The following is a 13,884-nucleotide window of genomic DNA, read 5'->3' on the forward strand; positions in this document are numbered from 1 at the left end:
ACGCTCCTTGTCAGTTTTCGTTTTCAGGCCGATCACCATGCTCAAAAAACTCTTCTTTTGCGTTGCTTTCTTTTTTGCTGCCGCGGCCTTTGCTGCCGTGGATGTGAACCAGGCCACCGAGGCAGACCTGGACGGCGTCAATGGCATTGGCCCGGGCTTGTCCCAGCGGATCCTGGCCGAACGCGAGAAGGGCGAGTTCAAAGACTGGGCTGACTTGATTGAGCGCGTCAAAGGTATTGGCGACAAGACTGCAACCAAGTTCTCGGCAGGCGGGCTGACCGTGCAAGGCAAACGCTTCAACGCGGCAGCCTGGGCCAGGGCACAAGCCAAAGCCAAGAACAAAGAAGGCACGGCACCACGGCAGACACCAACCAAAAGTGCTTCGCCCGCAAGTCAGGCCGCCGAGCCTGCAAGCCAGCAACCTGCTGCGCAGCCCAAGCCCTGAACTCAGGGCGTAGCAGCCCTTACTGAGTCAAAAGAAACCCTCGATCCTTTCCGCGGGGGTTACGAGAGGGTGCGTGCGACGCGGTGCACGCAGCTTCGCAGTGCCCTGTCTGCTCGGGCGGAGCAATAGCCCAAGCCCATACCGCCCTATTTTTTCAGTGCGAATGCCTACCTTCTAGAATGGGCCGCACATGTCTTTGACCACCCTCGTACTCCTCCCATTCATTGGCAGCCTGCTGGCGGCCGTCCTGCCGACCAACGCGCGGAACACCGAGTCCACCTTGGCGGGTCTCGTCGCGGTGTTTTGCGCCATCCAGGCGGCTCTGTACTTTCCAGACATTGCCAATGGCGGCGTGCTGATTCAGCACATTGAATGGATTCCCCAGCTGGGGTTGAACCTGACGCTGCGACTGGACGGGTTTGCCTGGATGTTCTGCTTGCTGGTTCTGGGGGTGGGCAGCCTGGTGGTGCTCTATGCGCGCTACTACATGTCGGCGGCCGACCCGGTGCCGCGCTTCTTCTCGTTCTTCCTTGCCTTCATGGGCTCCATGGTGGGCGTGGTGCTGTCGGGCAACCTGATCCAGATCGCACTGTTCTGGGAACTGACCAGCCTGTTCTCGTTTCTGCTGATCGGGTATTGGCACCACCGCAAAGACGCCAGGCGAGGCGCCCGCATGGCGCTCACGGTCACCGGCACGGGCGGGCTGTGCATGCTGGCGGGGATGCTGGTGCTCGGCCATATCGTGGGCAGCTATGACCTGGACACAGTGCTGGCCTCGGCCGCCAAAATCCAGGCGCATCCGCTGTACCTCACGGCGCTGGTGTTGATCCTGATGGGCGCACTCACCAAGAGCGCGCAGTTCCCCTTTCACTTCTGGCTGCCGCGTGCGATGGCTGCGCCCACCCCCGTGTCGGCGTACCTGCACTCGGCCACCATGGTCAAGGCGGGGGTTTTTTTGCTGGCACGGCTGTGGCCGGTGCTCAGCGGCACCGAGCCCTGGTTCTGGCTGGTGGGCGGTGCGGGCTTGTGCACCTTGCTGATTGGCGGCTATGCGGCCATGTTCCAGAACGACCTCAAAGGGCTGCTCGCCTATTCGACCATCTCCCACCTGGGCCTCATCACCCTGCTGCTGGGCCTGAACAGCCCGTTGGCCGCCGTGGCCGCCGTGTTCCACATCATGAACCACGCCACCTTCAAGGCGTCGCTGTTCATGGCCGTGGGCATCATTGACCATGAAACCGGTACGCGCGATATCCGTCGCCTGTCGGGCCTGCGCAGCATGATGCCCATCACCGCCACGCTGGCCATGGTGGCCAGTGCCGCCATGGCGGGGGTGCCGCTGCTCAACGGCTTTTTGTCCAAAGAGATGTTCTTTGCCGAAGCCGTGCTGGTAGACGCCACCCCCTGGTTGCAGTGGTTGCTGCCCGTGGCCGCCACGGTGGCGGGCATGTTCAGCGTGGCCTATTCACTGCGTTTCACGGTAGACGTGTTTTGGGGCCCACGCGCCACCGATCTTCCCCTCACGCCCCACGAGCCCCCGCACTGGATGCGCGTGCCCGTGGAACTGCTGGTACTGGTGTGCGTGATTGTGGGCACGCTGCCCGCATGGTCGGTCGGCGCCTTCCTGGCAGCGGCAGCACGGCCCGTGGTGGGCGGCGACTTGCCTGAATACAGCCTGGCCATCTGGCATGGGGTGAACATGCCGCTGGTGATGAGCCTGGTGGCACTGGCAGGCGGAATCGTGCTGTATGCCCTGCTGCGTTGGCAACGCGCCAAAGGCACGCTGGACGCCCCACCGCTGATGCACCGGATTGACGGCGAACGCCTGTTTGCGGGGGGCCTCGCACGCCTGAGCCTGGGCGGGCGCAATGGCCGCCGCGCCCTGTCCACCAAGCGGCTTCAGTGGCAGATGCTGTGGCTGGTTGCAGCCGCCGTGGTGGCCAGCAGCTGGCCGCTTTGGTTGCGCGGCCTGCACATTGGCAACCGCGCTGGCCTGCCACTGTCGCCCGTCTTTGCGGTGCTTTGGGTGATTGGCGGCACCTGCGCTTTGGCGGCCGCATGGCAGGCCAAATACCACCGCCTGGCGGCCCTGACGCTGGCCGGGGCTGCGGGGCTTTGCGTGTGCATCACGTTCCTGTGGTTCTCTGCGCCCGACCTGGCCCTCACACAGATCGTGGTGGAGGTGGTCACCACCATCCTGATCCTGCTGGGACTGCGCTGGTTACCGAAGCGTGACGAAAATCTGCGCCCCTCCTCACAGGCGCAGGAGCGACGCACCCTGCTGCGCCGCTGGCGTGACATGGCCCTGGCCATAGCGGCCGGCGGGGGCATGACGGTGCTGGCGCTGGCCATGATGAGCCGCCCCTTCCCTGAAAGCACTTCCACCTTCTTCCTGGAGCGGGCACTGAGCGAGGGCGGGGGCACCAACGTGGTCAACGTGATGCTGGTGGACTTCCGGGGCTTCGACACCTTCGGAGAAATTGTCGTGCTGGGCATCGTGGCCCTCACGGTGTACGCCCTGCTGCGGCGCTTCCGGCCCGCGCGCGAAGTCATGGACTTGCCCCCGCAACAGCGCGCCCTGCCGCCGGATGTGGCCACCGACCTGGCCAACCCGCGCCAGACCGCCGACACCGCCGTGGGCTATCTGACCGTACCCGCTGTGCTGGTGCGGCTGCTGCTGCCCTTTGCCACCTTGGTGGCGGTTTACCTGTTCATGCGCGGACACAATGAGCCCGGCGGCGGCTTTGTGGCCGGGCTCGTGTTTTCGGTGGCGCTGCTGCTGCAATACATCGTCTCGGGCACCACCTGGGTGGAGGCCCATCTGGCGCTCTATCCCCGCCGCTGGGTCGGCGCGGGCATGCTCGTGGCACTGGCCACAGGGCTGGGCTCCTGGTGGTTTGGTTATCCGTTCCTGACCAGCCACACCGCCCACTTCCACTGGCCGTGGGTGGGCGAGGTGCTCATCGCCAGCGCCTTGTTCTTTGACATCGGCGTGTTCACACTGGTGGTGGGTTCCACCCTGCTCATCCTCACGGCCATTGCCCACCAATCGGTGCGCAGCCACCGATTCCACGCGCGCGTGCAGGCAGACGAAGCCGAGGCCGCCGAAGCTGCATCCACAAGTACAACAACAGTTCCACCGATGGATTCACCGGTTGCGCCCACAGCGGCCCGCGCACCCTTCACAAACCATCCCCAAGGAGGCCAATGATGGAAATGGTTTTGGCCCTGGCCATCGGGGTACTCACTGGTTCGGGTGTCTGGCTGCTGCTGCGCCCGCGCACCTTCCAGGTCATCATGGGCCTGGCGCTGCTGTCCTACGCGGTCAATTTGTTCATCTTCAGCATGGGGCGGCTGGGTCTGGCCATTGGCAAGGAACCTGTGCTGCAGCCCGGCCTGCCGCAAGACCTGGCGCACTATGCCGACCCCATGCCCCAGGCGCTGGCCCTCACGGCCATCGTCATCGGCTTCGCCATGACGGCCCTTTTCCTGGTGGTCTTGCTGGCCTCGCGCGGCCTGGCGGGCACCGACCATGTGGACGGCACACACGCCGAAGATGCCGGTGACTGGCATGACTCCTACCAGGACTCTTACCACGACGCCCTTCCCCGCTCCACCCCAGCGGGGCAAGGGCAAGGCACGCCGCAGCCCTCTCCATCCGGGCTAGCCAGCCCCGGAGGGCGCCAGCCATGAACGCCATCCTCTCTTTCGTGGCCTCGCACTGGATGCCGCACCTCATCTTGGTTCCCATCGTGCTGCCACTGCTGACGGCGGGGCTGATGCTGTTGCTGCGCGAAGAGCAGCAGCGCAGCAAGGTGGCCCTCAACCTGGGCTCCACCGCGCTGGGGCTGCTGGTCGCCGTGCTGTTGTTGCTGCAAGTCAAGCAACCGGGCATGCCGGGCAGCCTGGGCATCTACCTGCCGGGCAACTGGCCGGCGCCCTTTGGCATTGTGCTGGCGCTGGACAGGCTCTCGGCCATGATGCTGGTGCTGTGCTACAGCGTGGCACTGGCCGCAGCCGCCTACGCCAGCGCACGCTGGCACCGGGCCGGTGTGCATTTTCATCCCCTGTTCCAGCTACAGCTGATGGGGCTGGCCGGGGCGTTTCTCACGGCAGATCTGTTCAACCTGTTCGTGTTTTTCGAGATCATGCTGGCCGCTTCGTACGGCCTGCTGCTGCACGGTTCGGGCCGCCCGCGCGTGTCTGCGGGCCTGCACTACATCGCCATCAACCTCGCGGCGTCTTCGCTGTTCCTGATCGGCGCGTCCATGCTGTACGGCATCACCGGCACGCTCAACATGGCAGACCTTGCCCGCAGCATCGCCGGCGTGGCCAGCACCGACCGGGGGCTGCTGCACGCTGCCTGCGCCATTCTGGGCGTGGCCTTTCTCATCAAGGCAGCCCTGTGGCCGCTCAACTTCTGGCTGGTGCCCGCCTACAGCGCTGCCACCGCCCCGGTGGGCGCACTGTTTGCGCTGATGACCAAGGTGGGTGTGTACGTCATCCTGCGCCTGTGGACCTTGCTGTTCAGCCCCGATGCCGGCCCCTCGGCCCAGTTCGGCAGTGCCTGGCTGGTGGGCGGCGGCATGGTGACCATGGCATTTGGCGCGGTGGGCATGCTGGGCTCGCAGCGGCTGGGGCACCTGGCGGGCTTTGCCGCCATCAGCTCATCGGGCACGCTGCTGGCCGCCGTGGGCATGGGCCACAACCAGCTCACCGGGGGCCTGCTGTACTACCTGCTGAGCTCTACCGTGGCCGTGAGTGCGCTGTTCCTGCTCACCGACCTGATTGAGCGCTGGCGCAACGACGGCTTCAGCGTGGCCCCCTATGAACGCAAGGACGACGCCCCCTTCCTCTCGGCCGACCTGGTGCACAGCGCCTCTGCGCCGCTGGATGACGATGAACAGGAAGTGATCGGCGAGGTCATTCCCGCTGCCGCCGCGTTTCTGGGTCTGGCCTTCATCACCTGCACGCTGGTGGTCGCGGGGCTGCCGCCGCTGTCGGGCTTCATCGGCAAATTTGCGCTCATCCACGCCCTGCTCAACCCGCTGGGCCTGGGCGCCGCGGGTGCCCCGCTGGCCATGAGCAGCTGGGTCATGGTGGGGTTGATGCTGGTGTCGGGCCTGTTCGCCCTGGTGGCGCTCACACGGGTGGGTGTCTTGCATTTCTGGTCGGCCCACGACCGCGCTGCACCCAAGCTGCTGGTAATGGAAGGCCTGCCAGTGGCCCTACTGGTGCTGATGTGCGCAGCCCTGGCCTGGAAGGCCGGGCCCGTGCTGCGCTACACCGAGGCCACCGCCAACGCGCTGCATGCACCGGCGGGTTACATCCGTGCCGTCATGTCTGCCCAGCCCGTTCCCAACCCCACAGCCGCACCCGCAGGGTCGCAGCAAGAAAGCAGGCCATGAAACGCATCGTCCACGCCCTCTTGCCCACGCCCGTGCTGTCGATAGCGCTGCTGGTGCTGTGGCTGCTGCTCAACCGTTCGATGAGTGCAGGGCACATCCTGCTTGGTACGCTGCTGGCCCTGGCCATTCCCCGCCTCACGGCCGGTTTGCGCCCGCTGCCAGTGCACATCCACAGCCCTTGGGCTGCGTTCAAGCTGGCCTGCACGGTGGTGGTTGATACCACCCAGTCCAACATGGCCGTGGTGCGGCTGCTGCTGCGGCCCAGCTCCCGAAAGCACCCGGCGGGTTTCGTGCGCATTCCCCTGGAGATGCGCGACCCCAACGCCCTGGCAACGCTGGCCATGATTGTCTGCATCACCCCCGGAACGGCCTGGGCAGAGCTGGCGCTGGACCGCAGCGCCCTGCTGCTGCATGTGCTGGAGGTGGACGACCCCGAGGCCGTCATCGCCCATGTCAAACAGCGCTACGAACGCCCCCTCATGGAGATTTTTGAATGACCCCCGTGCTGCAATGGGCCCTGCCGCTGGCCCTCATCATGCTGGCGCTGGCCATGGGTTGCGCGCTGCTGCGCATGCTCAAAGGCCCCTCGGCCCAAGACCGCGTGCTGGCGCTGGACTGCATGGCGCTCAACGGCATGTTGCTCATGCTGGTGCTGGGCCTGCACTACAGCAGCAAGAACTACTTTGAAGCCGCCCTGCTGCTGGCGCTGCTGAGTTTTGTGAGCACCATGGCCATGGCCAAATTTCTGCTGCGTGGCGAGGTGATCGAATGAGCCCCGCTGCCGTGACTGCCCTGCCCCTGTGGGCCGAATGGCTGGTGGCGGCGCTGGTGCTGCTGGGCGCCGGGTTGGCGCTGCTGGGCACCATCGGCCTGCTGCGCCTGCCCACCTTCTTCGAGCGGGTGCACGCACCGGCCATCATCTCGACGCTGGCCTGCTGGTGCATTGTGTGGGGTTCGGTGCTGTACTTTTCGATGGAAAGCGGCGAGCTGGCGCTGCACGCCCTGCTGATTGCCGCCTTCGTGTCCATCACCGTGCCGGTGAGCACGATTTTTCTGATGCGTGCGGCGCTGTTTCGCGCGCGGCAGGCCAATGACAACGTGCCCCCCAACCTCAGCGCGCCGGCTGGCAGCCCGCGCAAAAGCTCCTGATTTGATAGCGCCTTGCGCTTGATAGACGAGCTTGCAGCCCGAAATTGTGCTGAATCCACCCCCGCTTGAGCACTAGAATCGCGCCATGATCTCTCCCCTTGCCATTTGCATCGGTGCCAGCCTGGGTGCGCTGGCCCGCTGGCGCCTGGGGTTGTGGCTCAGCCCCGGCGGGTTGATCCCCTGGGGCACGCTGGCAGCCAACCTCATCGGGGGTTACCTCATTGGCGTGTGTGTGGCCGTGTTCCAGGCCCTGCCGCAGCTGGACCCGGCCTGGCGCCTGGCGCTGGTCACCGGCTTTCTGGGCGCACTCACCACCTTCTCCAGCTTTTCTGCCGAAGTGGTGGGAATGCTGCAGCAGCAGCGCTACCTGCTGGCCGTGGGAACCACCGCCGTTCACTTGCTGGGCTCACTGCTGCTCACCATCGTCGGGCTGCACAACGCTACATTCTTGATAGCTGATCGCGCTTGATACATCTGCCTTAACGCCACTTTTCACTATCAAAGCAGGCCGCGCGCCAAAGCACTCGCCATTCCTTTTGTGACCCTATCCGACGCCAAAACCATGGAAGCCAACACCCAACTCAACGAACGCCGCCTGGCCGATGCCTGGGCAGAGTTGCACGCACACACCATCAACGGAAACCCGCTGCAAGCCGACGCCTATCGCATGGCTTTTGCCGACCCTGAATTTCTCTTCCGCCGCGAAACGCGCGGCATCCGTTTCCAGCTCGAAATGCTCAAGCCCGACCTGGGGCAGGCCGAAGCAGGCATTGAAAGCACCGTGGTGGTGTTCGGCAGCGCCCGGTTCGTAGACCCGGAGACAGCCCAGCAGCGCTTGGCCGAAGCCGAGGCCAGCGGCGACGCAGCCCGCATCGCACTGGCCAAGCGCGACGTGCGCAACGCCCGCCATTACGACCTGGCCCGCCAGTTCTCACGCCTGGTGGCGCAATACAGCAATGGCAAGCCTGAAGCCGAACGCCTGTACATCTGCACCGGCGGCGGCCCCGGCATCATGGAAGCGGCCAACCGTGGCGCACACGACGTGGGCGCCATGAACGTGGGCCTGAACATCGCCCTGCCCCATGAGCAAAACGGCAACCCGTACATCACGCCGTCGCTAAGCTTCAAGTTCCACTACTTCGCGCTGCGCAAGATGCACTTCATGATGCGCGCCAAGGCACTGGTGGCCTTCCCCGGCGGTTTTGGCACGCTAGACGAACTGTTTGAAGTGCTCACGCTGGTACAAACCGGCAAGGCCAAGCCCGTGCCCATCGTGCTGTTTGGCACCACCTTCTGGAAGAAGCTCATCAACTTCGAGGCCTTGGTCGAAGAAGGCACGATCTCGCCCCAAGACCTGGGCCTCTTCCTCTATACCGACGACCCGCAAGAAGCCTGGGATTTCATCAAGGGGTTCTACGGGCTGTAAAAGCCTGTTGACGGTCACTGGCACGCCCCGGCACCGCACCAGGCTGCCGGGTGCGAAGCCGAAACCTCAGCTCAGTCCTCAATGCCGCGCTGTGCAGGCACGCCTGCCTTGAAGGCGTGCTTGATGAGCTTCATCTCGGTCACCGTGTCGGCCAGCTCGTTGATCTCTTCGGGGCAGCGGCGGCCGGTGAGCACCACGTGCACGTCCTTGGGCCGGTCGCGCAGGGTTTGCAGCACGCCTTCCAGCGGCAGCCAGCCGTAAATCAGCGGGTAGGTGATCTCATCGAGCACCACCATGAAATGCTCGCCCCCCATGATGGTGGCGCGGGCCTTTTCCCAGCCATCGCGGGCCAGTTGGGCGGAATGCTCCAAGTCCTGGCTCTTCCAGCTGAAGCCGTCGCCCAGCCCTTCGATGGGGATGCCGATCTGCTCGAACATGCGGTGCTCGCCGAACCGGGCGGTGGGCACTTTCATGAACTGGTAGATCTTGACGGCCTTGCCCCGGCCATGGGCGCGCAGGGCCAGGCCAAACGCTGCGGTGCTTTTGCCCTTGCCATCGCCGGTGTTGACGATGATGAGGCCACGGCGTTCGCCCTCGGGTTTTTCGTAGCGCTTTTCGGTGGGGGCGGCTTCAATTTGCATGGGATGGGTTCTCGTTCAAATCAGGGAAAGGCGGCGCAGCCGTGGGATGCAGTCGCGGCAGCGCCATCCACTGCCCGGCCACGCTGTGGATGGCAATGCGGTGGTCAAACACGCGCTCTACCGCACGGTGTGTGTCGGGGTCTGCCGCGGCGCCGTGGTGCACGATGCGCCCGCGCGCCAGCACGGCCACATGATCGGCCTGCAGCGCCATCGACACCTCGTGCAGCACGCTGACCACCGTCTTGCCTTCGGCCACCAGGGCGCGCACCAGCAGCAGCCAGTCGGCCTGGTGGGGGGGGTCGAGGTTGGCCAGGGGTTCGTCCATCAGCAGCACCTGCGCCTGCACGGCCAGGGCGCGGGCCAGCAACACGCGCTGACGCTCGCCGCCCGAGAGGCCGCCCAACGTGCGCTGGCGCCAGTCCCACGCGTGGGTGGCGCGCAGGGCTTGCTCTACTGCGGCGTGGTCGGCGGCACTGGGCGGGGCCAGCCAGGGCTGGTGCGGCAGACGGCCCAGCATGGCTACGTCATACACGGTGAGATCATCGGCCGCCGCTTCGTTCTGCCCCAGCCATGCCAGCGCCCGCGCCTTGTCGCGCCGGGGCCAGTCGACCAGCTCGCGGCCCAGAAGGTGCACCGTGCCGGTGTGTGGCATCAGCCCCGCCAGTGCGCGCAGCAGGGTGGATTTGCCGGCGCCGTTGGGGCCGACGATGCTCGTCCAGCACCCCGCCAGCACGGGCAGGTGAATGTCTTGCAGTACAGGGCACGGACCGACGCTAGCGCCCATCTGGTGAGCGTGGATAGCTATCAATTGAGGAGCATGCAACGTGGTCACAGCACGCCCCCTTGGCCGGTGCGCCGGTGCATCAGCCACAGCAGGTAGCCGCCGCCCAGCACGGCGGTGAGCACGCCCACCGGCAGCTCTTGCGGGGCGATGACCCAGCGGGCCATCACATCGGCGCCCATCAGCAACACGCCGCCCATCAGGCTGGCCAGCAACACCAGCCAGGCGTGGGTGACTTTGGCCATGGAGCGCACCAGGTGCGGCGCGGCCAGGCCCACAAAGGCGATGAGCCCGGTTTGCGCCACGGCCGTGCCAGTGGCCAGGGCCAGCACCACCACCAGCGCCAGACGCATGGGGGCCAGCGGCAGGCCCAGGCTGGCGGCCGTGGCCTCTCCCAGGCTCAGGCCATCCAGCGCACGGCTGAACACCCAGGCCGCCAAAGCGCACACGCACCAGGCCGCAGCCATCAGCACGCATGAGGCCCAGCCGATGAAGCCCGCACTGCCCAGATTGAAGCCCTGCATGGACGGGATGATGTCCGGCGCGGCCAAAGTAATGAGGTCTTTGACGGCGCCCAGCACCACGCCCACGATCACCCCGGCCAGCAGCAGCCGCAGGGTGTGCTGCACGCCGCGCGCCAGTTGCAGCGTGAGCAGCACGGCCAGCACAGCGCCTGCAAAGGCAGCCCCCGTGAGCCCCAGCTTCACCAGCCATACGGTGGCCGGGGCCACGCCAAACAACGCCAGGGCCAATGCCACACCCAGCGATGCGCCCGAGGCACTGCCCAGCAAAAACGGATCGGCCAGCGGGTTGCGAAACAAGCCCTGCGCCACGGCGCCCGCCAGGCCCAGCAGTGCCCCCGCCAGCCAGGCGCCCAGGCTGCGCGGCAGGCGAATGTCCCACACGATGCGGGCGGCCAAGGGGTCGTCGGCCAGGCGAAGCACGCTGTCAAAACCCGTGCTGCCCACGCTAGCGCCCAGCCCCGCCAGCAGCACGGAGAGCACGATCAAGCCCAGCAACAGCAAGGCTGCGCGCTGGCGCGCCGTGGCAATGCCGGCGTGGGCTGTGGCGCGGCGCGCGGCTGAGGGCATGGCAGATTCGCTCATGGCCGGGCCGCCAAGGGCTTGGGTTGGCGGGCCATCTTGTCGTTGATGCACTGGGCCATCAGCCGGGCGGCCTCGGCCATGCGGGGGCCGGGGCGCACCACGGTGTCCGAATCGTCCGGCCCAAACACGCACACGCGCTGCTCACGCACAGCCTTGATGGTGTCCCACCCGGGGTACGGCACCATGCTTTGCATGCTGCGGTTGCCCATCATGATGAGGTCGGGGTTGGCGCGCACCACAAACTCAGGGTTCAGGCGCGGAAACGGCCCGAGCGATGCGGGCACGATGTTCTTCACGCCCAGGCGCGTGAGCGTCTCGCCAATGAACGACGACTCGCCCGCGCCGTAGGGGCCCCGGCTTACTTCAAAGTACACGCGGGTGTTTCGCGCCTCGGGCGCCAGGCTCTGGGCGGCGGCAGACACAGCGGCATCAATCACGCGCCACACCTTGCGCGCGGCATCGTCGGGCTGGCCGAGCAAGCGGGCCATGGTGGCCAGCACACGCTGCACGTCGGCATGGGTCTTGGGCTCCAGCGTGACGACTTTCACACCCAGCGCCTCCAGCCGCTCGCCTGCGCGGGATGAGACGGACATCACCACCACGTCGGGCCGCAGGGCCACGATGGCCTCGATGTTGGGGTCCAGCCCACCGCCCACCTTGGGCAGCTTTTGCACGCTGGCGGGGTAATTGGAATAACGGTCCACACCCACCAGGCGGTGACACTGGTCCAGCGCACAGACGGTTTCGGTCAGCGATGGCAGCAGGCTGACGATGCGCTGCGGCACCTGGGGCAAAGCCACCGTGCGGCCCCGGTCGTCTGTGACGCGCACGCCCGTGGTAGCGGGCGATGCATTCGCCGCAGCGCCCTGCGCGCGCGCCAGTGACACCATCAGCACCAGCAACAACAGCACGATGGCCAGCACCATCAGAATGCGGCGCACGGGGGTGGGTTTCATCGCAAGGGTTCTTTCAAGGTCAGCGGCAAGCCAGCCGCCATCAACGTGACGCGCTCACACGCCTGCGCCACTTGCTGGTTGAGCACGCCCAGCGCATCGACAAAGGCACGCACTTCGCGGCCCATGGGGATGACGCCCAGGCCAATCTCGTTGCCCACCAGCACCACAGGGCCTGGGGCTTGCTCAATCGCTATTAAAAAGTGAGCTGCTTGCGCTTTCCAGTCAAGCGCCAGAGCCTGTTTTTGCTTCAAATCCAGAGCCTCATCGCCTGCAGGCATGAGCCAGTGGGTCAGCCACAGCGTGAGGCAGTCCACCACCACCAGCGTGCGCGCCGTGCTGTGCTGCGCCAGTGCGGTGGCCAAGTCGCGGGGTTCTTCCAGCGTTTGCAGGCCGGGCACGCGCTCGGCCCGGTCGCGCTGGTGGCGGGCAATGCGCTCGCGCATCTCGCCGTCCCACGGCTGGGCGGTGGCGATGAGCAGGGCGTGGTGCGCGGGCGATTGGGCCAGCCAGTCACGCGCCAGCAGCTCGGCACGGCGGGACTTGCCGCTTTTCTGGCCGCCGAGGATCAGCTCAGAGCGGCTGACTTGCATGGCGTGGCTCACGCAGCCACCCCGCCCAGCAGCCGCGCCACCGCCACCGGATTGGAAGGGAACCAGGCGTGGAAATAGCTGGCGTGGATGCTGCCCAGGCGGTACAGCGCCTCGCCCGCATCGGCCGCCACAGGCTCATCGGGCCGCGAGGTGCGCGACACCACGGGCGCATCGCTTTGCGCGGTGGAGTAGTGGAAGGTGTGCCCACGCAGCGTGTGCCCATCCACCACCAGTTGCTGCGGGCCCAGCGCGGCCAGGCGCTTGTGCACCGTGACATGGCCGGGCAGTAGGCCCCACACGGGGTGCTGGGTGCCGTCGGTCAACGTGATGGATTCGAACAGCGCCATCATGCCGCCGCACTCGGCCCACAGGGGTTTGCGCTGCAGCACATGGGCCATCAGGCTGGCCTTCATGCCGGTGTTGGCTGCGATGCGATCGGTGTGCAGCTCGGGGTAGCCGCCGGGCAGCCACACGGCGTCGCATTCGGGCAAGGCGGCGTCATCCAAGGGCGAGAAGAACACCACGCGCGCGCCCAGTTGCTCCAGCGTTTGCAGATTCGCCGCGTAGGTAAAGCAAAACGCGGCGTCACGCCCCACGGCCACGGTGCGGCCCGCAAGCAAGGCGGGCACGGGCGTGGTGTTGTCAGGCGCCGAAAAGTCCACCGCCCAGCGCTGCAGGTCTTGAGCGGTCATCTGGCCCAGCGGGGTGGCGGCCAAGGCATCGGCCGCAGCGTCCAGGCGCTGGGCGCTGTCGGCCAGCTCGTGTGCCGCCACCAGGCCCAGGTGGCGCTCGGGCAGCAAGGCGGCGCCCTGTTTGCTGGCGGCGGGGGCATCGCCATGGCTCACGCGCATCAGCGCGCCCATCCAGTCGGCGCTGTCGCGCAGGCCATCGCGCAGCATTTGCGCATGCCGCTCGCTGCCCACGCGGTTGGCCAGCACACCCGCCCAGGGCATGCCGGGGCGGTAGTGCTGCAGGCCAAAGGCCAGCGCGCCAAAAGTGCCCGCCATGGCCGATGCATCGACCACCGCCAGCACCGGCACGCCAAAGTGCTGTGCCAGGTCTGCTGCGCTGGGGGTGCCGTCGAACAGGCCCATCACGCCTTCGATGAGGATGAGGTCGTTGCTTTGCGCCGCCGCATGCAAGCGCTGGCGGCAGTCGGCCTCGCCGTTCATCCACAGGTCCAGCTGGTGCACCGGCTGGCCGCTGGCGAGCTGGTGCCAGTGCGGGTCCAGAAAGTCTGGCCCGCACTTGAACACCTGCACGCGAAGACCCCGGCGCGCATGCAGCCGCGCCAGCGCCGCCGTCACCGTGGTCTTGCCCTGCCCCGAGGCCGGGGCGGCAATCAGCAAAGCGGGGCAGCGGGCGGCGGGCTGTGTCATGGC

14 protein-coding genes and 1 pseudogene are annotated in these 13,884 nt (G+C 66.5%); 9 read left to right on the plus strand and 6 right to left on the minus strand.

The window, feature by feature from the left end; translation table 11 throughout:
* Positions 1–37 precede the first annotated feature (37 nt).
* The 9 genes and pseudogenes from BDD18_RS01470 (at position 38) to BDD18_RS01510 (ending at position 8,428) form a co-directional block, all read left to right on the plus strand.
* Positions 38–445, plus strand: a complete 408-nt coding sequence (locus BDD18_RS01470; protein WP_142080987.1) for a ComEA family DNA-binding protein — start codon at positions 38–40, stop codon at positions 443–445.
* Positions 446–635: 190 nt separating this feature from the next.
* Positions 636–3,656 carry a monovalent cation/H+ antiporter subunit A gene (locus tag BDD18_RS01475; RefSeq protein WP_142080989.1) on the plus strand — a complete coding sequence of 1,007 codons (3,021 nt, stop codon included), beginning with the start codon at positions 636–638 and terminating at the stop codon, positions 3,654–3,656.
* Positions 3,656–4,003: pseudogene (locus BDD18_RS01480) on the plus strand (Na+/H+ antiporter subunit C); the annotation flags it as partial. The gene BDD18_RS01475 and the pseudogene BDD18_RS01480, both read left to right, overlap by 1 nt.
* A gap of 131 nt (positions 4,004–4,134) precedes the next feature.
* A complete protein-coding gene (locus tag BDD18_RS01485; protein WP_244938959.1) occupies positions 4,135–5,853 on the plus strand; it encodes a monovalent cation/H+ antiporter subunit D in 1,719 nt (572 codons plus the stop codon).
* 5 nt (positions 5,854–5,858) lie between these two features.
* Positions 5,859–6,350 (plus strand): Na+/H+ antiporter subunit E, encoded by a 492-nt coding sequence (locus tag BDD18_RS01490; protein ID WP_044398692.1) that lies wholly within the window; start codon positions 5,859–5,861, stop codon positions 6,348–6,350.
* Positions 6,347–6,625, plus strand: coding sequence for a K+/H+ antiporter subunit F (locus BDD18_RS01495; protein ID WP_044398599.1), 279 nt, complete (start codon positions 6,347–6,349; stop codon positions 6,623–6,625). The genes BDD18_RS01490 and BDD18_RS01495 overlap by 4 nt, the downstream gene beginning before the upstream one ends.
* Positions 6,622–7,002 (plus strand): monovalent cation/H(+) antiporter subunit G, encoded by a 381-nt coding sequence (gene mnhG / locus BDD18_RS01500; protein ID WP_142080991.1) that lies wholly within the window; start codon positions 6,622–6,624, stop codon positions 7,000–7,002. The genes BDD18_RS01495 and mnhG overlap by 4 nt, the downstream gene beginning before the upstream one ends.
* An 85-nt stretch (positions 7,003–7,087) precedes the next feature.
* Positions 7,088–7,471 carry a fluoride efflux transporter CrcB gene (gene crcB / locus BDD18_RS01505; RefSeq protein ID WP_142080994.1) on the plus strand — a complete coding sequence of 128 codons (384 nt, stop codon included), beginning with the start codon at positions 7,088–7,090 and terminating at the stop codon, positions 7,469–7,471.
* A gap of 93 nt (positions 7,472–7,564) precedes the next feature.
* Entirely contained in the window at positions 7,565–8,428 is an 864-nt protein-coding gene (locus BDD18_RS01510) for an LOG family protein (protein WP_142080996.1), read from the plus strand.
* 71 nt (positions 8,429–8,499) lie between these two features.
* Here BDD18_RS01510 and cobO read toward each other — a convergent pair whose 3' ends face one another.
* From cobO to BDD18_RS01540, 6 genes are read right to left on the minus strand one after another with little or no spacing between them, the layout of a single operon-like run.
* Positions 8,500–9,069, minus strand: a complete 570-nt coding sequence (gene cobO, locus BDD18_RS01515; RefSeq protein ID WP_142080998.1) for a cob(I)yrinic acid a,c-diamide adenosyltransferase — start codon at positions 9,067–9,069, stop codon at positions 8,500–8,502.
* Positions 9,059–9,853 carry an ABC transporter ATP-binding protein gene (locus tag BDD18_RS01520; protein ID WP_142082470.1) on the minus strand — a complete coding sequence of 265 codons (795 nt, stop codon included), beginning with the start codon at positions 9,851–9,853 and terminating at the stop codon, positions 9,059–9,061. Before BDD18_RS01520 ends, cobO begins: the two co-directional genes overlap by 11 nt.
* 44 nt (positions 9,854–9,897) lie before the next feature.
* Positions 9,898–10,956 carry a FecCD family ABC transporter permease gene (locus BDD18_RS01525; protein WP_420837296.1) on the minus strand — a complete coding sequence of 353 codons (1,059 nt, stop codon included), beginning with the start codon at positions 10,954–10,956 and terminating at the stop codon, positions 9,898–9,900.
* The gene (locus tag BDD18_RS01530; RefSeq protein WP_142081000.1) at positions 10,953–11,912 is read right to left on the minus strand and encodes an ABC transporter substrate-binding protein; all 960 of its coding nucleotides are present in this window, start codon (positions 11,910–11,912) and stop codon (positions 10,953–10,955) included. Before BDD18_RS01530 ends, BDD18_RS01525 begins: the two co-directional genes overlap by 4 nt.
* The gene (cobU, locus tag BDD18_RS01535) at positions 11,909–12,502 is read right to left on the minus strand and encodes a bifunctional adenosylcobinamide kinase/adenosylcobinamide-phosphate guanylyltransferase (protein ID WP_142081002.1); all 594 of its coding nucleotides are present in this window, start codon (positions 12,500–12,502) and stop codon (positions 11,909–11,911) included. The genes BDD18_RS01530 and cobU overlap by 4 nt, the downstream gene beginning before the upstream one ends.
* Before the next feature lie 8 nt (positions 12,503–12,510).
* Positions 12,511–13,881, minus strand: a complete 1,371-nt coding sequence (locus tag BDD18_RS01540; RefSeq protein WP_142081004.1) for a cobyrinic acid a,c-diamide synthase CobB — start codon at positions 13,879–13,881, stop codon at positions 12,511–12,513.
* Positions 13,882–13,884 lie beyond the last annotated feature (3 nt).

The organism is Acidovorax temperans, from assembly GCF_006716905.1.
Classification (GTDB): Bacteria; Pseudomonadota; Gammaproteobacteria; order Burkholderiales; family Burkholderiaceae_C; genus Acidovorax; species Acidovorax temperans.